Origin of the sequence: Candidatus Trichorickettsia mobilis, assembly GCF_963422225.1 — a bacterium.
Lineage (GTDB): Bacteria > Pseudomonadota > Alphaproteobacteria > Rickettsiales > Rickettsiaceae > Trichorickettsia > Trichorickettsia mobilis_B.
In genome coordinates this window covers 270,564-295,970 of sequence record NZ_OY728607.1, presented here as the reverse complement: position 1 = coordinate 295,970, position 25,407 = coordinate 270,564, and the positions used below count along the sequence as shown (strand labels likewise).

Genomic DNA, 25,407 nt, shown 5'->3' with positions numbered 1-25,407 from the left:
AGGTACGGTCGAGCATAAATGAGAGAAATAGCTAATAGTAAAGATATAAACAGAATAAGTGTTATAGCTAATATTTGACGATTCTTCATAGTACATCCAACATGGAATACAAACCAGGTGGCTTATCTATTATCCAGCATGCAGCTGCAATCGCACCCTCAGCAAAGATTCTTCTATTTAATGTTTGATGTTTAATTGTTATGACCTCATCGTTACCAGCAAAAATGATTTCATGCTCTCCAGTATAGCCTCCGCCTCTTAAACTAGCAAAACCAATAGCACCGGAATCTCGCACTCCATTTCGATTTGCAGTGTATAAATTATCTTGATTGAAATTTATACCTCGTACTGCTGATAATAATCTACCATACATTAAAGCAGTACCTGATGGTGCATCTCGTTTTAGACGATGATGAATATCCAGGATTTCAATATCATATTCATTATCTAGCATTCTAGCTGCATCCATCGCCAGCTTGGCTATAACATTCGCCCCTATACTCATATTTGCTGAATAGATTATCGCTTTATTTAATGCAGCTTGCTGCAGGAGACGAAAATGATTTTCCTCAAGACCAGTGGTGCCAACAATTAATTTAGTATTACATGTTTTAGAATATTCTAATAATTCTTCTAATAATTCTGGGCTTGAGAAGTCAATAATGACATCAGAGATGTTACAAAAATCGGTTAATTCCATATTTCTCTGAGTACGAGAAAATTCCGCGACAATTACACATTTATCAGCAAATTTATCTATAATTTGGTTTATGGCTAATCCCATACGACCAGTAGCACCACACAATCCTATCTTAATCATTATTATTTAAACCTAGTAAATTACGTTAGTGAAAAGTATCTCTGTCATCGTCGAATACCTAACACCATCATGAACATATGTCTAAGAGCGTTCACGGTTTTTAAAATTGAACGTCAATATACTACTTACAAAGCTGGCGACCAACGTCATTGCGAGGTTTTTAGCCGAAGCAATCCAGTCAAGGTGCTAGATTTTCTGGATTGCTCAGAGCTAAGCTCTTCGCAATGACAGAGGCAGCTGAAACCTCGCAATGACGACTTTTTTAAAAACCGCTCACATATTTTTTATGTTCCAAAGCAATTTTAGAGTAGGAAGATAAAAAATAAGCAAAAATTCAATTAACGTTTTGTTTACATCTACTCTCTAATTACTATAATCTATTTGAGTTCTCGATAATTTTTTGAGAAATACACTAGTGGCTGTTGATCATTATTAATAGTAGTGTTCAATACCTCTCCGACAAAAATTAGATGATCACCACCTTCATATTCCTGGTATTTTTTGCATTCAACCCAACAAACTGCGTCAATAATTAACGGACAATTAGTAATTTTTCCTATTTGATGGTTAACGCTACTAAACTTATTTGGCTGACTTGTAGAAAAATGTTTTGAAAGCTCTGCCTGATTTGCAGCTAAAATACTAATAGCAAAAACATTGCTACTTTGAAAAGCAGCAATGCTTCCTGCGTTTTTATTTAAACAGAATAGAATAAGTGGAGGAGATAAAGAAACTGAAGTAAATGAATTGGCGGTAAACCCCAATAATTGCCCATCATAGCTGGTACTAACTATAGTGATTCCAGTAGGCAAACATCCCATAGATGCTTTAAATTGTTTAGAGTTCACCTTTTAACCACTTAACCATAATTTTATCGATAGTACCATCTGCTTTAAGCGCTTTTATAGCACCATCGATATTAACTTTTAATGGTGAATGTTTTGGTAAAGCTATGGCAAAATCAGAAATTAAACTTTTAATGACAAAACTCGCCAACTCAGGATTATTTTCCATAAAATTTATTGCTTGTTGTTGCTCTAGAATTACAGCATCAACTGCTTTTGACTTTAATTCTTCCACCAAGGCTATATTAGTAGCTAAAGTTATAACTTTAGCGTTATGTTTTATAGATACAGACTGAGCAAATTGTGACCAGATCGTACCCAATTGTGCGCCGACAATTTTGTTGCCTAGATTAGTAACATCTTTAAAATTATCATTTGCTCTATATAGCACAGCTATACTACCTGAAGTATAGGGTTCTGAAAAATCTACCATTGCCTGACGTTCTGGAGTCACTGACAAACCAGCAATCACTAAATCAACTCTATCACTTGATAATGCCGCTAGCAAACCATTAAAATCTAGATTTTCAATCTTAACTTTTTTACCTAAATGTTTTGCAATTTCTTCAATTACCTCAATATCAAGACCTACTATTTGACTACTCTTAATATACTCATAAGGAGGATTATCAGCTGAAGTTCCTACTATTAAGGTATTTTCATCTTTAGAGCCGCCACAACCAAATAATATAAGCGCTAGTAGAGTAATGATAGATAATTTAAATAATTTCATAACATTTTCAATAACTTTTATAGAATTAACTATATGTTTTAGTATAAAAGCAACTTACTGTCAAACAAACAACTAATGTCAGCAGTCCAACTTTTAACCTTAGTGCAAATATATCAAGATCATAATTTTATGCACACAGCATCGTCATCACTCAAAATAAAATCAATCTTCTTGACACTAATATAAATCAGAGTCAGCTACATACTCATTATTTTCAGAAAGTTCAGCAAGAAGTTTAACGAATCCCTCATCATCTCTTAAATGAGATACGCAAGATAACACATCTGAAAGATTATGTTCTGCTATAGCTAAACCCCTATAAAACGGTTATAACATGTACTTTTCAAACAGAGTGTCTACGTCACAGCGATATTTCCTTCTTCTAGATTTAGCTTGAGCCCATTTTGGTTCAATAGGATTCAAATCAGGAGAATAAGGCGGTAAGTACTCCAATATATGACCAGCTTTTTCTATCATAGTTTTTAAATACGGACTTTTATGGAAACTTGCATTGTCTGTCACAACCACGGAATTATTAGGTAATTTCGGTATTAAATCTTGTTCTACCCAGCTGTTAAAAATAACTGTATTAACATTGCCGTCAAAAATTGACACGGTTAGCAGCGATTTACCTACTAATGCCCCTATAACATTAGTTCTTTTTGACGGATGCCAATCATGAACACCATAACACCTCTTGCCTTTTGCCGAATATCCGTGAGTTCTAGGCGCGCTATGGACAAACCCGCTCTCATCGGTAAAGACAATAACTTTTTCCTCTGCCTCGTACTTTTTTATCTTATTCTGAAATTCTAACCTCTCTTCTTCTTTTGCCTTCGGATGTTTTAAAGCTTTTTTTATACGTAATGTTCAACTTCTTTAATGCTTTTTGTATTCCAGATTTACTCACTCCTAACCGCTCAGCTCTTTCATATTGATACGCGTCACTATATTGCACCACGTCTTCTCTCAATTTATCAATCGGTATTTTTTTCGAAGCTCTATTCCTATTCTTTAGAGGAGATATTTTTTTAGTCCATACAAATACCGTGTTTTTTCCTACTCCAAAACGTTTTGATATTGATTCAAAACTCATCTTCTCTTTTTCTTTGATAGCCAGTACTTTCTTTCTAAAATCTATCGAATATGTCATAACAATTATTTTAATTATACCCTTTGATTATAACCGTTTTATAGAGGTTTAGCTATACAACCTCTTTAACTTGGCTAGCGACATAAATATCTAGCTTTTTAAAATCACTAAGATTCACTCCTTGCTCGGTTAGATATTTTGCTACTTCTCTCGTAAGTTTACCAGGATTAACATAGTCATTATTGAATTTACTTATTAGACCTCTTGCGAAACTCGCTTCTGAGAGAGGATTTGAAGGAGACACTGCACCTCGACCCGCAGCGTACTTTTGGTTTGTTTCGGATTCGAGTACCGGATCGACGTACAAATCATCCGCAGAAGTAGAGTTTCGAATGAGGTCTATTAAAAGATTTAACTGTTCTTTTATGCTCTCAATAGTACTTTCATCATGCACTTCTTGCTTAAATACATTTTTAAAATAATTACAAATTGTAATTTTCTTTAATTCTTCAGTTGAAGGTACATAAATTTTAGGCAAGTCAAACAACAATTTTTCTATCATAGTAAGTTTTTTTGTAGCTAATATCTCAGCATTCTCAGCTTGTGGAAAATTATGAAGAGCTTGATGTAATATCTCTGTTAGCGCTTGCTTATATCGCCAATTATCGATTGACGGCTGTTTTAGGCCTTCAAAAAGCACTTTTAAAAACTCTTGATCTAAATTAGGTAAAAACTCTTCTACAACATATTGAGTAAAGCCTTCTTTTATGGCTCGTTCTTCTTCTTTTTTAGCGAGTTCCTTATAATATTCTTCTGAACTTAATTCTAGTTGCTTTGAGAAATCAAGTAGTAATATATTAAAACTTCCTCCATTACAACTCGGGTTCCATACTGATTCTATACCTGATTCGTTTTTATAATATTCACATCCTATCTGCGCTAGTACTTTAAGTATATCACTACGGTAATAATATGGTGATTTGTGGTTGTCTATCTCTTGTTTACAAGCTTGCTTCCACATCAAGTAAAATACTTCGCTAAAAGGCAAATGTTCTGTTGACACAGCACTTAAGTAATTAAATGCTTGCAGCGCTAATTCCAAAGCTTTCTCAGTGTCTAAGAGTTTAGTTACTGTGTTAAGACCTTCTCCAGTTCTTACTCCTACTGCTACTGTATCACCGAAAAAAGTAATAGTTTGTATACGAAGATCAGCTTTATCTGCTATTAGATCAATAATATATGACCTAATCTCACTTAAAGTCCGAATCATAATAAGTTGATATGTAAAAGCTAGTGCAGTAGGCATATTTGCTAGACTTTCAAGATTTTCAAGATTTTCATGAGCCCAATTTGTAATTTGATAAAAAGCTTCCTGATCTATACCTTCCCTTGTAAGAAATTGCTTTCTGAGATTAACTAGTTGCTCTCGAGCTTTGTTGCTAATCTCATCTTTATGTGCAGATTGATTATCAGTGACTATTACTGGGACTTTTGTATGATTTTCAAGAGGATTTAATCCATGCTCATATAAATATGTTAGCAACTTTTGATTAATTATATCTTCGCTAGCAGCAAGCATTGTTCTAAAACCTTCTGAATTTATATTAAAGATAGGAAGACCACTTGCTCCTTTGGTTTCTACTAATGTTTTAATAATATTAAAAGCCAGTTTACTTTTGTATTTGATCAATTGGTTATCTTTAATATTACTTGTAATAGTATCTATTATATCTGTAGATAATAGAGTATCATTTTTAGCCATCTCCTTGAGAAGTTTACTAAGAATTTCAGGACGAAAGATTAAGCCTTCTATTTTCCATAACTCTGGTTCTTTATAATTACCAGAAATTAACATTTGACATATTAAATCTAAGTAATCTGAATTATACAAACAAGTGTCTGCCAGGTGCTTTATAGTTGGACGTATAATGTAGGGAGATAATGTAGTAGAAAGAAAAAATTCTTTAGCATCATTGAAATAATTTAATAAAAATATATTTATTAGTTCTGTAACATCTAAATCCCGTAGTGGTACAAAACGTAATAATGCTTTAATAATTTTAACTTCAGAGTTAAGCCTATTAATGATAGGGCTAAAGTTGTGAGGACGAGAACTATTTTCATTATGTAGTATTTGTGCGTTCATTACCATATCTATGTAGATATTTTTATTCTTTATACCTGTATAGTTCTCTATATAGAACTCTTCCAATTTGAATTTATACTCACCTTGCGATACTGGCATCTTTTTACTTAAGGTATAATCAATACCTATACCTTGTGGAGCACTTAATGCCTTGACTAATGCCCCGCTTAATGCCAACATATTTGATGAATTATCTCTATTCGTCTCTATACCGTATAATGCCTTGACTAATGCAGATTTATTTGAGTGGTTATAGCCATTTGTATTCATATCGGTTAATATATTTAACATTGACGCATATAAGGGATGATCGCTATTTATATTCATATCGATTAATCTCTTGAGCAATACCTTTACATCTGCAGGATTATCACTATTTGCCTTCATAATAACTCTCTTCATTTATTTATTATATTATATTATATAAATTTTTTTATTTCAATAGTATAATACCAAATTCTAATAAATACTTATTAAGACTAATTATTATTAAAATTTCCTTACTTAATAAACTCGGGTAGCGAAACTCGTAACGAGTTGTATGGCTTACGCGAGTTGCCAATTAAAACTGCTAAAAATTCCCATTTCTACGTCATTGCGAGAGAGCGCAGCGAACGTGGCAATCCAGTTTTACTTGAATATCATTATTTTCTGGATTGCCACGTTCGCTGTGCTCCCTCGCAATGACGGCTTGAACTGGTCTCTGTGGTGTTTAAAAAATATTTTAATTGGTAACTTACGTTATGGCTTAATGCCTTCCTAATTTTTTTAGCTTTTTTACCATAAGCTCTATATATTTAACTCAAAATTTATACCATACCTTTGCAAATTTTAACTATCTTTGCATAACATAAATTGTAATCTAATAATGCAGAACTTATGTCTAATGATTCGAAAAACTACCATAAACTTGGAATAAAAGAGATTTTAAAAACTTTGGTTAGAATTGTTATAGGTATTACTTTATTCATAGCTTCTTTTTTAGCACTGTATTTATTTGAACAAGAGGCTATAGAATTAGTGCAAAGCTTTGATATAGGGCGTAAGTCAATTATTTCTATATCTGCAAGTACAATAGATTCAAACAATAATGGAGCGCTAGTACATATTTCTGGCACAGCAATTAGTAACGAATTACTTAAAGACGAATTATTTGGCATTAACGAACAAGCGCTCAGATTAAAACGTATAGTAGAAATGTATCAATGGCAGGAAACTAAAGAAAAATCTAACATATATTCATATAAACAAATATGGTCAGAGGCCTTTATCGATTCTGATAAGTTTAATAGCTATGATAAACTTAATTATAAAAATCCAACAAATATGCTATACCAAAGCCATACCTTCTCTGCTTCAAAAGTCAATATTGGTGTGTTTCAGCTAGCTAATAACTTTATTAATCAGATGGATGAATTTAGTGAGTATCCTGTTTCTCAACAAACATATAACCTAATCGATAATCAGCTAAGGCAATCACTGAAAATTAATGGTACAGAGTATTTTTCAGGCAACATTCTTAATCCACAAATTGGTGATTTGCGTATCAAATATGGTATAATTAGATCATCAATACCAGTCAGTGTGATTGGAAAGCAAAATAATAATATTATAGAACCATTTTCTACTAAAAATGGTGATATTGCGCTGCTACTACCACAAAATAAAAGTGCAGAAATGATGTTTCGTACTGTAGAAAATATGCATATGTACTCTTCAACTGTGTGGCTTTGGCGTGTATTAGCAATAATTATGTTGTGGATAGGAAGTGGTACAATACTACATCCACCACTTAAAAAAATTACTGATGCAGGAGTAGTGGTCTTCGTAAGTATGATTGTCGCATTAGTCATTGGTTTTGTCATAATAGCATTATTATGGTTACCATATAAACCACAATTTGCTACAATTTTACTAATATTAAGTGGCTGCTTTACATTCGTTGGACAACATATTATTAAACAAAATAAGATAGGAGTAGCTTTTACAGAACTTATTCGTGGTTTAATGAAAATACTATTGTACAGTGCGTTTATCTACATCTTCTATATAACTTGGACATAAACCCCGACAAGGTTGTTCCTTGAGTGATAGGAATTGCAACGTTATAGCACCTTTTGTACCCGGCAATAGGAATGAAACAATCTTGTTAAAGCCGGAGATAAAAAAGCTCGTTAATATTGCGAAGACCGTATGAATAAAGCTTTCAGGTAGCATAATGAGTTTTTGGACGGTGTCTATAATTCACGAAAAAATCGTAAAGCAATCTTCAATCTTGATATAACTCCTAATATTACATAAGCGTTCATAGATTTTTAAGATTGAACGCAAGTCAGCGGCTTACAAAGCTACAACCACCGTCTGAGCTGAGAAGTGAAACGACGAAGCAATCCAGAAAATAGCTAAAAAACACTGATTCCAACTGGATTGCTTCGTCGTTTCACTCCTCAGCTCAGACGATTTTTTAATCCGTGAACGCTCCGAACCACCGCTTCACACTTAACATTACCTTAAAATTCAATACTACTCCTTGTGTGACTAACAGCTATCCTCTCTTCAAACTATCTTTCAGTAACAGAAGGATTTTTTTTCTTTAAATCTTGGTTTATAGGTATTTCCTGGTGATGGGATTTATCACCAGTTTGAGGTTTAATTAATCCTTTGATTTCCGGGTTTTGTATCATTGCCTGCTCTGCTAGTTCAGACATTTTTACCTTTTTATCTATTGATGGTTGCACTGAATCTTTTACCATTTGTTTTATTTTCCCACTAAAATCTTCTTTACCAATTTTAGCTTCGTCAAGATATATACCGCCAGTGCCTATCATCCCAGCACTGGTGTAGGTTGAGTTTTTATAGTATAATTCGGTAAGCCCTGTTCTAGCAGTCGAAATCAATCTTTTATCTACTGTTCCTACCAGTTCACCTGTTTGTTGGCTGATCGTATCTGATAAATCTATTCCTTTATTCTCTTTTTTCAATTGATAAAATGTATCTTTTAAATTCTGCTCAATAAGCTTGGTATCACTTTTTCTGGCACCCTCTGTTCCTGTGCCAAATAAATTTGTGCCGATTTTATCTGCCATGGTTCTAATATTTGCTAGCTCTTGCTCATTGAATTTAGTGGTACCACAACTATCATTCATTTGTACTTTTAACTTATTTACTAATGGTTCAGTAATAGCCTCCGGTGGTAGATAAATTCCTCCAGTAACTTTGCCAATAGTGGTGTATTTAGTTTTAGATTGTAGCTCTTTACTAATTTCTCCAATTAAATTCTGTCCCTCAGGAGTTCCTAAAGATTTATTAAGATCAGCACCAGGATTTTCCTGAGTAAATTTGGTTACCACCTGTTTCATTGCTTCTTTAATCAGCAAACCGTCTTTACCTCTATCTTTGCCGTCTTGAAATAAATTTGTGGTTACGATATCAGCTATAACATTAGCAGCTACGGCATTACTGATTGTTTTGCGATCACCATCTTTGTTGTCCAAAAGAATTGTCATCATATTATTAGTTTTACCATTGTAATCAGCAACATGGCTTATTTGTTCTGGCTTAATTGGAAAGTTTTTATTGATTGCGTCATTAGGAGTTGCACTTAACCCATCTTGTATATATTTACCAACAACGCCACCATCCTGGATAAGTTCTTTTATGGTGAGGCCAAGATTAGTTTTTTGCTCGATACTCATTTTTTTTTCGCCAACTGTATCAGCAACGCTAGCAATTTGCTCTACTGCTTTATCAACTACTTTATTTTGCTGTTCTTTAATTGTTTCCGGAGCAATTGCACCAACAGTAACCACTGCCTTATCAAGGTTATAGGTATCGGTTAATAATTTTTGATTTTCTGGAAATTTGCCATCAGTTAAATTAGTGTCTTTAAGATTCACATCTTTCATTGCAGTAACTTTACTAAGATCAGCACCTTTTAACGATACTCCAGACAAATCAACTCCAGATATATCGCCAACTATCTTTACTCCATCCAAAGCAATACCACCTTTCTTGACAGAGTCGAGCATATTTTTTAAAGTAGTAGCATCTATAGTTGCTCCGGCAAAATCTACCTCTTTTAGTTTAGCACCATTAAATCCGACATTGCTAAATACCGTATTCTTAAACGATGTTTTTTCTATAGTAGAATTAACAAAGCTATTTCCTTCAATGGTTAAATTTTCTAATTTGCTATCTTTAATATTAACACCATCAAATAAGATGTTTTTATTAATTAAAGCATCTACCTTAATTTGGTTTTCTTGATTTAAATTACTATTAGCAATACTATTTTTTACTAAATCATTAAGTTTCAATGGTTCTGTAACATTACTGCGATCCACAGCAGATAATTCCTGGACAATACCATTAACCAGATTTTGTTTCGCAGAATCTGCTCCTGATATCCACCCAGTTACAGCACCATATATTGCCCCAGCATTTTGCGCGGCAATTTTTAGTCCCGCAACACCAATTGAGGTGGCAGCAACTACCGTTTCTATTTTGCCTTTACTATTCGCATATTTTTCATATCCTTCTACTAAATCTTTGATTACTTTAGGATTTTCTAGAATACCACTGGCCACATGCCCCACATCAGCACCGTTGGTATAGCTTTTAAAATTTGGTGATCTATCAATGACTGCAGTTACTATTTTAGCAAAATTTTCTTTGTTATCTTTCATATATTGCTTAAACTGCGGGTCTTTGTCTATCAGATCACAAGTTGAGATGATCACTTTAGTCCACTCACCTTTCTGATAGGATTCAAGGACTCCTTGAAGTTTTGGTGCATTTTCCTTGTCCATTAATCTTTCAAAAATCTTACCAACCTCATCATCTTTAATGCCATATGCTTCCATCCCCATCGCTTTGGTTGAGATTTGCGCCAGCAATCCTCCTTTTTCGGTAAAATACCCTTTAATCTCCGGATCGCTTTGTACCAGATCGATAAATTTTTTACCGACTTCACCGTAATTACCGGTATTTTGGATATTAATAATATCGGTTAGTTCCTTGGGATGTTTTAGCAGAGCCGGTACTATATCGTATAACTCTCCTTTAAGATTTAGGTCTTTAAGTGCTGGCGTATTTTCAAAGGTTTTATTTAAAACATCTACAAATATATCGCGATTGCCCTTAAAATATTCTGCAATTTCTGGCTTTTTATCAACCATAGACAGTAAATCTGTCGTCATTTTGGTGTAATTACCAGCTTGAAATCCATCAAATACTGTTTTTAAATCTTTTGGTGAATCCAGTAAAATTGGAACAATACCTGCAAGAGCACCAGCTTTAGCTTTATCAAGGCCATACGCTTCTTGTAAAAATGGTTGTGTTTTAGATGAAGTTTCTTCTGATAATGATTTTAGGTTATCTTGTTGTAGGGCTGTCAATTTTTTGAATTCAGGAATTAGACCTCTTTCGAAACTGGACTAAATATGTTATAAAGTCGAATTTACTTAATTTAGAACTATATGAGATATAAAAATTTAAGCATTTTATCGGAAGAGCATTTTAGAAGATTAACAGGGGTAAGAAATAGTACATTTGAAAAGATGGTAGGGATTTTAAAGACAGAGAAACAAATAAATAGGAGGTACCAAGGTGGCAGAAGAGCTAGTCTTAGTATGGAAGACAGCCTATTAATGACACTTGAATATTTAAGGGAATACCGTACCTATTTTCATATAGCTAAGAATTATGGAGTTAGCGAAAGCAGTGCATTTAAAACAATTCGTTTTGTTGAAGACACTCTAATAAAACATCCGGATTTTGCTCTTCCAGGTAAGAAGGCTCTAGTTAAAAGCGGTATGGAGTATGAATTAGTTTTAATAGATGCTACAGAAAGCCCTATAGAGCGACCCCAAAAAAACAGAAATACTATTACTCAGGTAAAAAGAAAAGACATACGTTAAAGACTCAAATAGTAGTAGATAAGAAAAGCAAACGAGTCATATGCACTTCTTTTTCCAATGGTAAGCGTCATGATTTTAAATTATTTAAAGAATCAAGAACCCATATACTGCCTGAGGTTAAAGTGATTACTGATACTGGTTATCAAGGCTTACAGAAGATTCATACAAATTCTGAGCTACCAAAGAAAAAGAGTAAAAAGAATGCTTTAACTAAAGAAGATAAGAAAAATAATAGAAGTTTAGCAAGTGACAGAGTATTAAATGAAAATGTTATCGGTATGTTAAAGCGTTTTAAAATAATTGCTGATAAATATCGAAATAGACGCAAAAGATTTGGTCTTAGGTTCAATTTAATTGCTGGTTTATATAATTGGGAGCTTGGTAAATGAGTTTCGAAAGAGGTCTATTGTATCAAAAACCTGTTTTTGTTCAGGATAGGCAAGATTATTGGCTATTATTTGAGTAAACTGATTTTTAAGTCCTGGGTTACCTTGCAACAGAGTTTGTGCTGAAGAGTATTTAGCATCCTTGGATATATTGTCAAGAGTTCTTGTAACATCCGTTTGAGCGACAGTAGTCAACTTAGCTGTTGTATATTCACCGATTGCTTTACCATTATTCTTCAAGTACTGTGTCATATTTGGGTCTTTAGCTAATAACCCTAGACCATCCGAGGTAATCTTCATGAAATCGGCATTAGGTGAAATTGCATTAAGCGCAATATTTTTGATATCTTTTAAGGTTTCTTCATTTTTTAGAGCAGCACCAATATTTTTAAGTCCATTTTGATCTAAGATACCATCTTTACTAAATTCTTTAATTCCAAATCCATCCAACATTTTGCCAACTGCAGGTAAACCATCAGCTTTTTCTTTGACCTTATCCCATAATTTTTGGTTTCCTAATACCTCTTTCTGAAAATCCGGGTCTTTATAAATTGCTGGATCTGATCGCGCTAATTTTATCATGTTAAAGGTATCTATAGGATGAGTAACAGCAAATTTTATGGCTTTCCAGATAGAACCGAAACTTATACCTGGAGCTTTGCCAGTAGTTTCATTCGGAGTAAAGTCTTTGATTATACTACCTAATAAACTATCAGTTTTCCCAGAAAGTACACTATCCAACGCATTCTGAATGCCCTGCCATGATTTCTTCTTTTTCTCTAACTCTGATTCTTCTGCCATCAAACTCTCTTGAATAAGATTGTTACCTTCGTATAACACATAAGGATAAATTAACAATTAATTAATAGCGTGTGAATTCTTTGCAGAAAAAATCAACCATTTTTCTCTTTTTGCAAAAAATTTCATCAAAAATTAGACCTCTTTCGAAACTCAGCGAAGGGAGAGGATTTGAAGGAGACATGGAACCTCGACCCGCAGCGCACTTTTTGGTGCGTGAGGATTCGAGTACCGGATCGACGTACAAATCATCCACAGAATGTAGAGTTTCGAAAGAGGTCTATTGATTGCAAGCGATTCACAATCGTGGAAAATACCACAGTAGCTCGTATAAGCAGAGCTTAGCTGTTATAACTACTAATACTATAATAACACCACAATAAACAAGATAACAATATAACAGCTCCAATTTGATGAATCAAAGCTAGGGTGATAGGAACAGCGTATATAATCGTTAGAACGCCAACAAGAACCTGCAATAACAAAGCTAATATTATACAGTAATTAATTATACGTAACTTGGAATTATTTATATAACACAACTTAATAATAATTATACTCACTATTACCATGATTAAATATGCACAACTTCTATGCAAGAACTGAACAAATACCGGATCATTAAGACTTTCAAAACCAACAGCACTTATGCTGATTTCTTCTGCAATAAATTTTGTCCCCATTAGTGGAAAACTGTTATAGACTAAACCAGCATCAAGGCCGGCTGTCAGTCCGCCAATAATAATTTGCAAATACATCATCGCTAGTGATAACCCGCATAATAATTTAAGTGGTTGTAAATTAACTCCAGGCAAAAGCATTTTATTTTTGCAAGCATTAATCATTAACTGCCAAAATAATAAAGTATAAATTATAAAAGCTATAATTAAATGTAATGCTAACCTAAAATGACTAACATAAGGCATCTTCTCTAAACCACTTTTTACCATATACCAGCCAATAAACCCTTGAACAGCAAATAATAATAATATTATTAGATACACTTTAGTGGTTCTAGCAATTATTCCTTGTCGATAAAAATATAATAAAGGCAATAAATATACTAATCCGGTTACTCTTCCAGCTAGCCGATGAACAAATTCTAACCAAAAAATAAATTTAAATTCGGCTAGACTCATACTATTATTAAGTTGTAAATATTCTGGAGAGCGCTGATATTTAGCAAATTCTTCTAACCAATGGTTGTCAGTTAGCGGTGGTATAATTCCTGAAATTGGTTGCCATTCTACTATCGACAACCCAGAGTTGGTTAGCCTGGTTAACCCTCCAAGAAAAATCATTAAGATTACCATCAAAGAGCATATGCTTAACCAAATTATTAGTGAGTATTCACGGTTTTTAGAAAAAATCGTCATTGCGAGATTTTATTAAAAATCAAAGCAATCCAGTCTTGATAAGGTACGCTTCTCCTCACTCTAGCTGATTTCTGGATCACCACAGAGTCTAACGACTCCTCGTGATGACACCTTGTATGTGATATACTAACGTTCAAACTTAAAAACTCGTGAACGCTCACAATTATTAAATAATTCTTTTGATGTCGATTAAGTAGTAATAGCATTGATAAATATAATTAAAATGACCGGTTTACAGTAAACTCAACTAAATCAGCTAAATAATCCTTATATATATTAGTAACACTAATTTGCTTTAACCAGGAATGTGCTTCAAGCTTTAAAGACTCCAAATAGACCATTATCTGCTCTTTTATAGCATATTGGTCTAATAATTTCTTGATTAATAAAAAATCATCCCAAGATCTGTTATCATTCTCAATCATCGCTACTAACTTAGCCTGCTCTTCTGGCACTAAACTATCATAAAGTAAAATTAGCGGTAAAGTAACTTTACCCTCTAAAAAATCATCAGCAATATTCTTGCCAATCTCTTGTTCACTACCAAAATAATCAAGTAAATCATCAATAATTTGAAAAATATTACCTAACACCATTCCAAAATTCCATAAAATCTTACAGTTCGCTAATGGCTGATCAGCAATAATAGCTCCAACTTCGCAAGCAGCTGCAAATAGCTCAGCGGTTTTCGCAGCGATTACTCCTTGATATTCTTCTATAGTAATTAAGCGCCTTTCTTTTAGTTTTACTAACTGTGCTACTTCTCCTTCAGCAATAATAGCCGAAGCTTTTGATAATGACTGCATTGCTGCAATCGACCTAGTCTCAACCATTAATTTAAAAGACTGACTAAACAAGAAATCACCAACCAGAATACTAGACTTACTACCCCAGATCACATTGGCTGTCGGTTTAAATCTACGCACTGTGCTCTCGTCTACCACATCATCATGTAATAAAGTAGCTGTATGGATAAACTCAACTGCAGCCGCAAGCCGAATATGATTCTCTCCACTATACTCAAACATTTTACTGGATAATATAGTAAGTAACGGCCTGATTCTTTTACCACCACCATCAATTAAGTACTTACCTACCAAAGCTACTAATTCTTCTCGCGCTACTAAATAGCTTGCTATTATATCATTCATAGCGCTAAGATCTTCAGTTAAATTTTTCTGGATATCTCGAATAAGGCCCAAATTATATGCTCCATGAAAATGATAAAGAGTGTGAGTAGTTAAAGACTAACATCAAACAAGTGCCGAAAACAATAGAACCTTAGGAAGTGCAAACAGCCTTACATAAACATTAAAGATCTTGATATATATAGCGTCGGTCAGTCAACAAGTATCTGTTTACTCAATAAGTTGCTGCCAAGTATCCTGTTTCAATTCAAATGGCTTAAGCATTAATTGTTCTAAAAACTGTTTTTGATCTTGGTCTAGTTCCGGCGCAAATTCTCTCATTTTATCTAAAATATTATCTCCAGCTTTAATTTGCTCAACTGTTTTTCTATATAAAGCCAGATAGTACAAGAGTTTAATTTTTCCTAATTCCGTATTACCAATTTTGCTTTTGATTAAATTATTAGAATTGAAATTATATTCTAAACTTAAGTCATCTGATGTGGAATCAGGATAATCAGAAATAGTTTTCAAAAAATGCTTTGCTGTATCAGAATATAATAATCTACTAGCTTCCGTCTCTCCACCAAATTTTTTGAATACATAAGCATTCTCTAATAATAAATCTACGACCTTCTGATAATTATTAATAACGCCTAAACCTTTACTATGCCAATTTTTATCAGATTCTATGCCAGCTTTGATTATGCTCTCATTAGTAAGGCGGATGCTACTTCTACCAGAAGTTATACTAAAATTATTAATCTGCAACTGCAAATCATCTTTCCGACGAGCAAAAGAAAAATCTAAATCAAAATTGTACTCTCTATTTTCTAATATTCCTAATTTAAATTTATCTTTATTATCAACGGTATATTCTAACCAAACTTTAAATATAGTAGTCATAGGATTAGTAGGAATATTGACAATAACATATTTCAATAATTCAAACACTCCATCAAAGAATCCGGTTTTCAAAGCAAGATTTACATCACAATTTACAATTAGATCAGTATTAACACCATCATGCTTATGTTTATAAAATATATTAGGCTTGAATTTATGCACCACTGAATCGTCTGGAGCATAAGTTACACCTATGACTAAATCATTCTTTAGATCAGTAAAATTTGTAGCTTCAGTTGTTATATAAATTTTACTCTCACCATTAAACGCAAAAGGCAATATAAAATTATGCAGCAAATTTTCTGGAGCAAATCTTCTGCCGGAAATTGCATGATTAACTTTTGTAGAGTATGTAATATCAAGTCTTTGTGGTATATGTTGTAAGAAATCTTCTAAACTGGTGTAAAACTTCTTTTTACTAAAAAATAATTTAATCAGTTGATAATCAGCATCATATAATCTTTCATTATCTACTAAATCAAAAATTTGTACGGTTGATAATCTCGATTCAAAATCTTTGATAAAATTTATAATTTCAAACCAATTGTTTTTATTTGCAATAGTTTTTATTAATTTACTACTAAATGGTAATCTAAAACTATTATAAGAATCACCTATGACAATTTTTGATCCAAATTTAGATTGTACGGGTTTATACCAGGCATTGATTTCACCAGCAAAATGAATAAATATTCTGTTTTTAAGCAAATCATAGCCAATGATAAGAGGATCTTTATATTCAATTTTATTAGACTTACCTTCTTCATTCCAATTTATAAATTTAATCGCAATTTTAAAAGGATATCCAACCGGAATCACTTTATCAAATTTTATATAATATTCCAAGCCATGGCTTGGCTCAACTATATTTATTTGCTGATTAGCATATTGCCTGTTTATAGAAGCTGAAATTAGATTAAGCGATACAAACCAAGTTAAGCTATAAACTATAACTAAAGAACATATTGTCCAAAAACAATATTTTAAGAATCTTTTTAAATAAGAACTTCTATACAAAGCTACCTCTTAATAAACTGTATAAAATCACAGCACTCTTTGTTTCCATACTACACACAACAAAATCAGCCGATACCAATCATTAGAATTAAACTAGCACTAGTAAAACAAAGGTCAAGAAGCGCAGCGTACACTCGAGTACGTGAGCATCGCAAGTAATGAAGTTTGACAACGTGATAGTTAATTATAATGATTGGTATTACATACTGCCAGATATTCTTTATTTAAACTAATTACACTCCGAACCCAAATTACAATAAATATCATAAAAATAATCATCAAATAAAATGATATTGAGTTAAAGCTGGCCATCGGTAGTATTATAAAAATACCAGACTGTACAAAAGCACCTAAAGATTTACCAAACTTAAGGCCTATGATCTCAGCAGTTGCTTTTCCTTTAGTACGCAACTCAAGAGATAAAGGAATATAAGCCATCTCCTTGGTAGAATCAAATAAGGAATATTTTGTCGATTTACTTAAAATATTTTGTATTGCTCCAACTATTACTGCCGCAAAAACTGGATTTACTGTAATATCCCAAATAGTAATTTCTTTGGCAAAAATTATAAAAGTAAAAAATATTGTACCAGTAATAAAAATCATTGCTGGGGTAAATAAAGCGGCCGTAATCCAGCTCAATTTCCGCAAAACATTGCTACCGATAATCATAAATGTAATACTAGCAATTCCCATATAAATATTGAATTGCCCCATAAAATTAACATACTCAATAGTATTTGGATAACATTCCCGTAATTTTGCTTTCCACGGTCCCTCTAATAAATTAATTACTAAACCATAGCATAGTACCAAAACTACGATATGGCATATATACCTGGAATTCATTATTAATCTAATACTTTCAATTAAAGAAAGCCTAGTCTTACTATCTTCTGTTACCCGATGAAATTTATCACGAAAACCTTCTTCTTTTAAGATGATGCTATTAATAATCTTAAATAAAATCATTGCAGCAATGCCGGCAAAAACTATTGATAATATTATTGGCTGCAGCATTTTTTGACATTGCATCTGGTACTCTGGGGTCGTGTAATCCAATACTTCGGCAACATCTGAGAAAGTCATTAACACATTACCAGCAAGAATCAAACCAAAATTACCAACCATCCCCAGAATTGGGTAAAAGCGCTTTGCTTGAGCAGTATCAAAAATATGATTAGCAAATTGCCAAAACATCAGATTAATTATTACCACGCTCCACAATTCAGAAAATATATACATTAAAGCATAGCTCCATTTGCCAGCTATTTGTATAAACCACTTTAGATTTGAATAGTGCAAGGCTAATTTATGAATTAAAGCAGCATCTGGATGATAAGAAGCTTGATTAGGATAAAGCAAATATGCAAATAACAAAAAAATACACAAAAAAATAGTTATCACTATATAAAAAACACGCTCAAAACTAAAGATATTACTCAGTTTAGCATAAACTATAGTAAATATCACGGACGACGGCAATACAAGCCATAATTTAAGAAAACTTATTGCTTCCGCCCCTACCTCCGGTACTACCAAACCATCTTTCAACGATCTAAGCGCAGCAAAATTAAATAGCACACACAACATCATTAACGCCATAGGTAAAAAGAGCCTCATTTCTCCTTTTTCTATTGGCCATATTACCTCTTTAAAGGTGGCAAAAAATTTTTTTTTAAGTGTGCTCGTTGACATATATACAAAGAAAAATATTTATTAGTCCACGAATGTTATAGCATAATTAGCCATGAGGATAGATGTAAATACAACATCAAGATGATATTTTTATATTTTAAGGCAAATCTTATGATAATAGCAGTCTATTAGAATAAAATTTTACTTGAAATATAAAAATACAAGAGGTCTAGTCAACGTTTTGTTTGCATCTATACTCTAATTAACACCAGTTGCCAATTAAATTAAGACTCGTCTTGCTTGAGTCTACGCATCAAGTTAAGGAAATGAAGCAGATCCCACCCAGTCCTCAGCTCAAACCATTTATGGTCGAAGCAATGACGGTTATATCGTCTCTTTTCCTTAATTTGACGCGTAGATTTCCGCGAACACTCTTTTAAATCATTTAATATGTTTATCAACAAAGCTTGCGGAATTTTCCATTTTTTTATTGATCAAATTTTGGCCAATATTACTAATATTTAAAAATAAATCAGCAAAATTATTGAAACTCTCACTAACAACCTTACGTTGAAAATTTAGTACATCAGAAACATCTCGCAATTGGAGCATATCTTTACTAATAATCATATTTTCTTGTATAGCATGATCAAACATGGTGGTACAAGCGCTCAATACTTCTTTGGCAAAATATATATTTATATTTGCATCATCAACTAGCTTATCAATAGTATTATTAGTAACCTGCGTATAATTATTAACTACTTTATTTACGCCTTCTATAATATCACATTTTAAAATAGATTTCCTCACAAACTCTACTTCTGCAGATGATTTGTGCTTTTGCGTAGTACTCGAATCCGAAACAAAACAAACATACGCTGCTGGTCGAGGTTCCGCGCCTCCTTCACTCTCATGCTTTAGTTTATGAGGAAGTCTAATATTACCAGAAACCGCTAGCGACTCACTGCTATTATCATCTACTGATCTAACCTTCATTGTATTTGGTAATGAAAAAACTTCCTCTTGTACCATCTCCTGATCTTCTTCGTCAATATTAATGTCAGTAGAAGCTATTTTCTTAATTCTTGACTTATGTAACTTGGTGACATTTGACTTATGTTTATGCATAAATATACCTTCTATCTAAATGTGTTGCTATTTCAGAATGATCATCTACATTTACTAATATAGTCAAAAATTATTGACGAATCTGTCGTAAGTTTTCTATATGCGTTACATTTAAATCAGTTGAACGAATAGGGTTAATATCCACTCCCCCTCGCCTAGTATATCTTGCATACACCGTAAGTTTCTCAGGATTACATCTATTTTTTATATCAGTAAAGACCCGCTCTACGCATTGCTCGTGGAATTCTTGATGATTACGAAAAGATATTAAATACTTCAACAACGCAGAATGATCTATTTTTAGTCCTTTATAACTAATTTGAATTGAAGCCCAATCAGGTTGACCAGTTACACAACAATTTGATTTTAGTAAATTTGAGTACAGCACCTCTTCTACCAGTAGTTTTTCTTTAGATAGCGATAATAAATTGGTATTTATATTATAATCACCAATGCTAACATCCAACAAATCGATATTAACACCAGTAAAATTGCTTAATTCTAAATTACTATATGCATCTAAAGTTTGACAATGAATCGTAACCGGAGATTTTATCGTCTTACTTAGATCACTTTGCATTAACTCTACCACTTGATTATCATCATTAAATTTAGTGTTATTCAATGAATTCAGGTATAATTTTAATGATTTTGATTCAATAATATTTTCAGAATCAGCTGGGATAATAATCTCCATCACTCTTACCTCAGGCTTACCACTATACTGAAGCCAGGATACTTCATAACAATTCCAAACATCAAATCCCTTAAACGGTAGAGGAGACACCACCCCTATTTGATCTCTGGCAAGCTTGCGAGCAATTGGATATAGTAATGTAGGATCGTATTCATCCTTATACGCCGTCCTTTTACCAAGCAATATATTTTCCATGATACTCCTAAATACTAAACTATACCACTACATCTATTAAATTCAATTGAAATAATTTAATAGAATATTACCTGATATAGGTTTAATTAAGCTTAAATACCATTAACCGACTAATCAAATGATCCCTATATATAGTATGTCAATACAAAAAACATACCAAATGTACTAATTATTTGTTTGCCTAAAGTAATATATTTAACTATATTAATATCAATTATCAAACCAAACCAGATACAATTAATCCTATGACTCACCAAAAATCGTTGAAATTTCAAATTCAAACTAACCAGGAACGCAATAATTTACTGAGCAATTTTGGTAAAGCAGTATTACAAGATAGATATTTATTAGATGGCGAAGATTTTCAGGATCTATTTGCTCGAGTTGCTAGCCATTATGCTGATGATATTAAACATGCTGAGCAATTATATGACTATATTAGTAAATTATGGTTTATGCCGGCTACTCCGATACTTAGTAACGGTGGAACTAATCGTGGCATGCCGATTTCATGTTTCTTGAATGAAACTGATGATAGTTTAGAAGGAATAGTCGGTTTATGGACTGAGAATGTATGGCTAGCCTCGCGTGGGGGTGGTATTGGCAGCTATTGGGGTAATGTTCGTTCAATCAACGAAGCAATCCAAGGCAAAGGCAGCTCTTCAGGGATATTACCATTTATTAAAGTTGCAGATTCGTTAACTTTAGCTATTTCCCAAGGATCAATCAGACGTGGCAGCTCAGCGGTGTACTTACCGATCGACCACCCAGAAATTGAAGAATTTATTGATTTGCGTCGACCAACAGGCGGCGATACTAATCGCCGAGCTCTAAATATTCATCATGGTGTAGTTATTCCTGATGCTTTTATGCATGCAGTTGAAAATAATAGTGATTGGAAGCTGCTTAGCCCCGTTGATAAAAGAGTAGTAAATACAGTCAAAGCTCGAGAATTATGGGTCAGGCTATTAACTACCAGAATTGAAACTGGCGAGCCATATTTATTATTTATTGACGCTGTAAATCGACAAATTCCTGATCACCACCAGCAACTTGGCCTAAAAGTCAAGACCTCCAATTTATGTAGTGAAATTACCTTACCAACTGGTATAGACCATTTGGGTAATATTAGAACAGCAGTATGCTGTTTATCTTCTCTAAATCTTGAAACTTTTGATTTATGGCAAAACGATCAGGAATTTATTCCAGCAGTAATGCGATTTCTGGATAATGTATTGGAAGATTTTATCAATACTGCTCCAGATACCATGACTCAAGCTAAATATTCAGCAATGCGTGAACGTAGTGTTGGTCTTGGGGTAATGGGCTTTCACTCATTTCTACAAGCACATAATGTGCCGATCGAATCAGTAATGGCCAAAGTATGGAATAAAAAGATTTTTAAACATATTGCCAGCGAGGTAGATAAATCGTCACTAATACTCGCAGTTGAACGTGGCGCATGTTTAGACGCTATCGACGCTGAAAAAACTGAACGGTTCAGCAACAAAACCGCTATCGCTCCCACTGCTTCAATATCTATAATAGCAGGTAATGCCTCACCAGGTATTGAACCTTTTGCCGCCAATAGCTTTACTCAAAAAACTCTAACTGGGTCATTTAATGTACGTAATAAAAATCTGGAACAGTTACTGCAACAAAAAGGATTTAATAATGATCAGGTGTGGTCCTCAATTTCAACACACGAAGGCTCAGTACAACACTTAACCTTTTTATCAGCGCATGAAAAAGATATTTTTAAAACTGCTTATGAAATAGACCAGAACTGGCTGATAGAGCTTGCTAGTGATCGTACACCTTATATTTCACAGGCACAATCGCTAAATATTTTTCTATTGGGTGACGTTAGTAAAAAGTACTTGCATGATTTGCATTTCAAAGCTTGGAAATGCGGCATCAAAAGCTTATATTACTGTAGATCAACTTCAATTCAACGAGCTGATAAAGTATCGCATGAAGTAATTAAGGTAGATTTCAAAGATATCGAACAACAACATGATAAAATATTACAAGACAAAGATACTGTATTATATGAGGAATGTTTATCATGTCAATAATTCGAGAGTGTACAATGAACTGTGTCAATATAAAAATAGAGCACGTCATTGCGAGACCATTTATGGTCGAAGCAATCCAGTTATAGTAAGATGCTTCGGCTAAAGCCTCGCAATGACGAGGAAGCGCTAGCAATGCGTAGGGGGAACTAACATGGTCTCGCAATGACATGGGGCGGAGAGGAGCAGCTTGCAATGACGATTTGGTTATCGTCTCTTTTTCCTTAACTTGACGTATATAGGTTTATTGAACACTCTTAGTTTAAGAGCATTGTTAGATCGTTAGATTCACATATTTAGTATTTAAATACTCAAATATTCCATCTCTAGAGCCTTCAATACCAAAACCGGAGGCCTTGCGCCCTGCAAAAGCTGCTTTCGCATTGGTCGGCAGTGGTGAATTAATTGACACCATGCCAAAATCTAATTGCGCCGACATTTTATGAATAATCTCAAGCTTAGAGGAGTATATATAAGATTGTAGACCATATTCAGTTTTATTAGCTAACTCTATCACCTGTTCAATTGTTTTAAATTTATAGCAAGCAATTACCGGACCAAAAATTTCAGTATGAAAAATTTTCATCTGCTCATTACAATCTACTACTATAGTTGGATCTAAAAAATTCTTTAAAGCCTTGCCACCACAAATAATTTTTGCTCCAACATCAGTCGCATCACTTAATAAAGCTAAAATCTTTTCTACTGCTTTAGCATTAATTAATGGACCAATATCAGAGGTGCTTTCTATACCATTACCTACTTTTAAAGCAGCGAATTTACCTACTAGAATTGCAATGAATTGATCATAAATTGCCTCCTCAACAAAAACTCGGTTAGGAGAAACGCAAGACTGCCCTCCACTACGTATTTTTGCAGTAATTAAATCGGTAGCTGCTTTTTCTAAATCAGCATCAGCAAATATTATGAATGGTGCATTTCCTCCTAATTCTAATGATAAACGCTTGATCGTACCGGCACAATCCTGATAAAGCTTTTTCCCTACTTCTGTTGAACCGGTAAAAGATAATTTTCTAATACGAAAATCTTGAGTAATAATCTTACCAATTTTATTGGAATCTCCGGTAATAACGTTGACTACTCCAGCCGGCAAACCGGCATCAGCTGCTAATTTTACTAACGCCAAAGCCGATAGTGGAGTAAGTCCAGAAGGTTTTAAAATGACGCTACAGCCAGCAGCCAGAGCTGGTGCTAATTTTCTGGCAACCATAGCACTTGGAAAATTCCATGGAGTGATGGCAGCCACAGGTCCAACTGGCTCATATTCAGTAATTACTTTATGTCTAAAATTATTACCATGAATGATTGCGCCACTTACCTGACCTATTATATCAGTAAACCACTCAATAAAAGCTGCGCCATATAATATTTCACGTTTTGCATCTTCCAATATTTTACCATTCTCAATGGTTACAATATAAGTCAGCTCTGTGATATGCTCAAGCACCAGCTGATGCCATGATCGTAAAATCTTTGCTCTTTGCTCGACAGTCATTTGTGACCAAATACTAAAACCCGCAACACTATTATCAACAGCTGCCAATACCAGCTCATCTGTTAAATTTGGAACAGTAGCAATGGCTTCTCCAGTTGCTGGATTAATTACTGACAATTGATCAACTACTTTTACCCAGTTCCCTGCAATATAATTTTTACCATTAATAAAATTTAACAATTCCATTTCTATTTTACTCCTGCTGTTATACAGATTTAGCTAAAAATACTTACTACAAGCCTTTAAATATGAAAACCCAGTAATTACTGTAAGCAAAGCTGCTACCCATAATGATATTTGACCCAATGTATCTAAACATTCGATACCAGATCCACGAGAACCAAGAATTAATATGCTTAGCGCAAACATTTGGACAAATGTCTTGATTTTAGCAAGCCTGGATACTGGTACACTGATTCGAACTTGAGCTAAAAATTCTCGTAAACCCGCTACTACAAATTCACGTGCCAAAATCAGCAAACAAGGAATTTCTCCGGCACGCCCTTTTTTTACTAGCATTACAATTACACAACCAACCAATAGTTTATCCGCTATTGGATCAAACATTTTTCCAAAACTTGATATTAAATGAAATTTACGCGCCAAATAACCGTCAAAAAAATCAGTGATACTCGCAAAAATAAATAATAAGGCTCCTACTCTATGAGCGAATTTAGCATCCTCAAAATAAAAAGTAAGTACAATAATTGGAATAATAACAATTCTTGCTACTGTAAGATAATTTGGTAAATTTTTATCAATACTCATTAGACCTCTTGCAAACTATATCTGATTTATAATTTATGTTGTCAAAATTTTACTTAAGTCGCAGCATGTACTATAGCGACACTTGTGATACTTGTCTGTATCTTTGTCTGAAAAATTCCTCAACCATTTTTAGGTTATGCAAGAGACCTATTGCTGATCATTTGATTATTTTTGTACTTAACGCCAGTTGCCAATTAAAATTGTTAGAAACTCCCGCTCCCT

The 25,407-nt window shown here is 33.5% G+C and carries 19 protein-coding genes; 3 read left to right on the top strand and 16 right to left on the bottom strand.

Annotation, left to right across the window (positions count from 1 at the left end; genetic code table 11):
• Positions 1 to 85 precede the first annotated feature (85 nt).
• The 6 genes from dapB to R2I74_RS08265 form a co-directional block, all read right to left on the bottom strand.
• Entirely contained in the window at positions 86 to 820 is a 735-nt protein-coding gene (gene dapB, locus R2I74_RS01255) for a 4-hydroxy-tetrahydrodipicolinate reductase (protein ID WP_316353291.1), read from the bottom strand.
• Between the two features lie 377 nt (positions 821 to 1,197).
• Positions 1,198 to 1,641, bottom strand: coding sequence for a flavin reductase family protein (locus R2I74_RS01250; protein ID WP_316355239.1), 444 nt, complete (start codon positions 1,639 to 1,641; stop codon positions 1,198 to 1,200).
• Positions 1,642 to 1,657: 16 nt separating this feature from the next.
• Entirely contained in the window at positions 1,658 to 2,398 is a 741-nt protein-coding gene (locus R2I74_RS01245; protein WP_316353290.1) for an ABC transporter substrate-binding protein, read from the bottom strand.
• A 327-nt stretch (positions 2,399 to 2,725) separates the two neighbouring features.
• Positions 2,726 to 3,196 (bottom strand): IS630 family transposase, encoded by a 471-nt coding sequence (locus tag R2I74_RS01240; protein WP_316355238.1) that lies wholly within the window; start codon positions 3,194 to 3,196, stop codon positions 2,726 to 2,728.
• Between the two features lies 1 nt (position 3,197).
• Positions 3,198 to 3,551: an IS630 transposase-related protein gene (locus tag R2I74_RS01235; protein ID WP_316353116.1), complete on the bottom strand. Its 354-nt coding sequence runs from the start codon at positions 3,549 to 3,551 to the stop codon at positions 3,198 to 3,200.
• Between the two features lie 52 nt (positions 3,552 to 3,603).
• On the bottom strand, positions 3,604 to 6,024 hold the full coding sequence (locus tag R2I74_RS08265) for a hypothetical protein (RefSeq protein WP_410520587.1): 2,421 nt from the start codon (positions 6,022 to 6,024) through the stop codon (positions 3,604 to 3,606).
• Between the two features lie 492 nt (positions 6,025 to 6,516).
• Between R2I74_RS08265 and R2I74_RS01225 the strand changes: the two genes are divergently transcribed.
• Positions 6,517 to 7,701: a TMEM43 family protein gene (locus R2I74_RS01225; protein ID WP_316353289.1), complete on the top strand. Its 1,185-nt coding sequence runs from the start codon at positions 6,517 to 6,519 to the stop codon at positions 7,699 to 7,701.
• A 497-nt stretch (positions 7,702 to 8,198) separates the two neighbouring features.
• Here R2I74_RS01225 and R2I74_RS01220 read toward each other — a convergent pair whose 3' ends face one another.
• Positions 8,199 to 11,033 (bottom strand): pentapeptide repeat-containing protein, encoded by a 2,835-nt coding sequence (locus R2I74_RS01220; RefSeq protein WP_316353287.1) that lies wholly within the window; start codon positions 11,031 to 11,033, stop codon positions 8,199 to 8,201.
• 81 nt (positions 11,034 to 11,114) lie between these two features.
• Between R2I74_RS01220 and R2I74_RS01215 the strand changes: the two genes are divergently transcribed.
• Positions 11,115 to 11,944 (top strand): IS5 family transposase gene (locus R2I74_RS01215; RefSeq protein ID WP_316353063.1). Its coding sequence is split into 2 segments (ribosomal slippage): positions 11,115 to 11,505 and positions 11,505 to 11,944, totalling 831 coding nucleotides; the frame shifts between segments, so codons are not numbered across the junction.
• Here the strand turns inward: R2I74_RS01215 and R2I74_RS01210 are convergent.
• The 7 genes from R2I74_RS01210 to queF form a co-directional block, all read right to left on the bottom strand.
• Complete coding sequence (locus R2I74_RS01210) at positions 11,918 to 12,742, bottom strand: hypothetical protein (RefSeq protein WP_316353286.1); 825 nt, start codon at positions 12,740 to 12,742, stop codon at positions 11,918 to 11,920. The two genes, R2I74_RS01215 and R2I74_RS01210, sit on opposite strands and share 27 nt — an antisense overlap.
• A gap of 338 nt (positions 12,743 to 13,080) precedes the next feature.
• The gene (locus R2I74_RS01200) at positions 13,081 to 14,115 is read right to left on the bottom strand and encodes a COX15/CtaA family protein (RefSeq protein WP_316353284.1); all 1,035 of its coding nucleotides are present in this window, start codon (positions 14,113 to 14,115) and stop codon (positions 13,081 to 13,083) included.
• 218 nt (positions 14,116 to 14,333) lie between these two features.
• Positions 14,334 to 15,317, bottom strand: a complete 984-nt coding sequence (locus R2I74_RS01195) for a polyprenyl synthetase family protein (RefSeq protein WP_316353283.1) — start codon at positions 15,315 to 15,317, stop codon at positions 14,334 to 14,336.
• Between the two features lie 156 nt (positions 15,318 to 15,473).
• Positions 15,474 to 17,165: a hypothetical protein gene (locus R2I74_RS01190; protein ID WP_316353282.1), complete on the bottom strand. Its 1,692-nt coding sequence runs from the start codon at positions 17,163 to 17,165 to the stop codon at positions 15,474 to 15,476.
• Positions 17,166 to 17,345: 180 nt separating this feature from the next.
• The gene (locus tag R2I74_RS01185) at positions 17,346 to 18,863 is read right to left on the bottom strand and encodes an Npt1/Npt2 family nucleotide transporter (RefSeq protein ID WP_316353281.1); all 1,518 of its coding nucleotides are present in this window, start codon (positions 18,861 to 18,863) and stop codon (positions 17,346 to 17,348) included.
• 381 nt (positions 18,864 to 19,244) lie between these two features.
• Positions 19,245 to 19,934 carry a hypothetical protein gene (locus R2I74_RS01180; protein ID WP_316353280.1) on the bottom strand — a complete coding sequence of 230 codons (690 nt, stop codon included), beginning with the start codon at positions 19,932 to 19,934 and terminating at the stop codon, positions 19,245 to 19,247.
• A 70-nt stretch (positions 19,935 to 20,004) separates the two neighbouring features.
• Positions 20,005 to 20,826 (bottom strand): NADPH-dependent 7-cyano-7-deazaguanine reductase QueF, encoded by an 822-nt coding sequence (gene queF / locus R2I74_RS01175; RefSeq protein ID WP_316353279.1) that lies wholly within the window; start codon positions 20,824 to 20,826, stop codon positions 20,005 to 20,007.
• A gap of 245 nt (positions 20,827 to 21,071) precedes the next feature.
• Here queF and R2I74_RS01170 point away from each other — a divergent pair, with 245 nt between their 5' ends.
• The gene (locus R2I74_RS01170; protein ID WP_316353277.1) at positions 21,072 to 22,904 is read left to right on the top strand and encodes a ribonucleoside-diphosphate reductase subunit alpha; all 1,833 of its coding nucleotides are present in this window, start codon (positions 21,072 to 21,074) and stop codon (positions 22,902 to 22,904) included.
• Positions 22,905 to 23,175: 271 nt separating this feature from the next.
• Here R2I74_RS01170 and R2I74_RS01165 read toward each other — a convergent pair whose 3' ends face one another.
• Complete coding sequence (locus R2I74_RS01165) at positions 23,176 to 24,603, bottom strand: NAD-dependent succinate-semialdehyde dehydrogenase (protein ID WP_316353276.1); 1,428 nt, start codon at positions 24,601 to 24,603, stop codon at positions 23,176 to 23,178.
• Between the two features lie 33 nt (positions 24,604 to 24,636).
• Positions 24,637 to 25,185 carry a CDP-diacylglycerol--glycerol-3-phosphate 3-phosphatidyltransferase gene (pgsA, locus tag R2I74_RS01160; RefSeq protein ID WP_316353275.1) on the bottom strand — a complete coding sequence of 183 codons (549 nt, stop codon included), beginning with the start codon at positions 25,183 to 25,185 and terminating at the stop codon, positions 24,637 to 24,639.
• Positions 25,186 to 25,407: the final 222 nt, after the last annotated feature.

What these genes read in the sequence shown, in the direction of transcription:
- dapB (WP_316353291.1), bottom strand. Translation starts at nt 820, where the DNA reads ATGATTAAGATAGGATTGTGTGGTGCTACTGGTCGTATGGGATTAGCC.
- R2I74_RS01250 (WP_316355239.1), bottom strand. Translation starts at nt 1,641, where the DNA reads ATGGGATGTTTGCCTACTGGAATCACTATAGTTAGTACCAGCTATGAT.
- R2I74_RS01245 (WP_316353290.1), bottom strand. Translation starts at nt 2,398, where the DNA reads ATGAAATTATTTAAATTATCTATCATTACTCTACTAGCGCTTATATTA.
- R2I74_RS01235 (WP_316353116.1), bottom strand. Translation starts at nt 3,551, where the DNA reads ATGACATATTCGATAGATTTTAGAAAGAAAGTACTGGCTATCAAAGAA.
- R2I74_RS08265 (WP_410520587.1), bottom strand. Translation starts at nt 6,024, where the DNA reads ATGAAGGCAAATAGTGATAATCCTGCAGATGTAAAGGTATTGCTCAAG.
- R2I74_RS01225 (WP_316353289.1), top strand. Translation starts at nt 6,517, where the DNA reads ATGTCTAATGATTCGAAAAACTACCATAAACTTGGAATAAAAGAGATT.
- R2I74_RS01210 (WP_316353286.1), bottom strand. Translation starts at nt 12,742, where the DNA reads ATGGCAGAAGAATCAGAGTTAGAGAAAAAGAAGAAATCATGGCAGGGC.
- R2I74_RS01200 (WP_316353284.1), bottom strand. Translation starts at nt 14,115, where the DNA reads ATGACGATTTTTTCTAAAAACCGTGAATACTCACTAATAATTTGGTTA.
- R2I74_RS01185 (WP_316353281.1), bottom strand. Translation starts at nt 18,863, where the DNA reads ATGTCAACGAGCACACTTAAAAAAAAATTTTTTGCCACCTTTAAAGAG.
- R2I74_RS01180 (WP_316353280.1), bottom strand. Translation starts at nt 19,934, where the DNA reads ATGCATAAACATAAGTCAAATGTCACCAAGTTACATAAGTCAAGAATT.
- queF (WP_316353279.1), bottom strand. Translation starts at nt 20,826, where the DNA reads ATGGAAAATATATTGCTTGGTAAAAGGACGGCGTATAAGGATGAATAC.
- R2I74_RS01170 (WP_316353277.1), top strand. Translation starts at nt 21,072, where the DNA reads ATGACTCACCAAAAATCGTTGAAATTTCAAATTCAAACTAACCAGGAA.
- R2I74_RS01165 (WP_316353276.1), bottom strand. Translation starts at nt 24,603, where the DNA reads ATGGAATTGTTAAATTTTATTAATGGTAAAAATTATATTGCAGGGAAC.
- pgsA (WP_316353275.1), bottom strand. Translation starts at nt 25,185, where the DNA reads ATGAGTATTGATAAAAATTTACCAAATTATCTTACAGTAGCAAGAATT.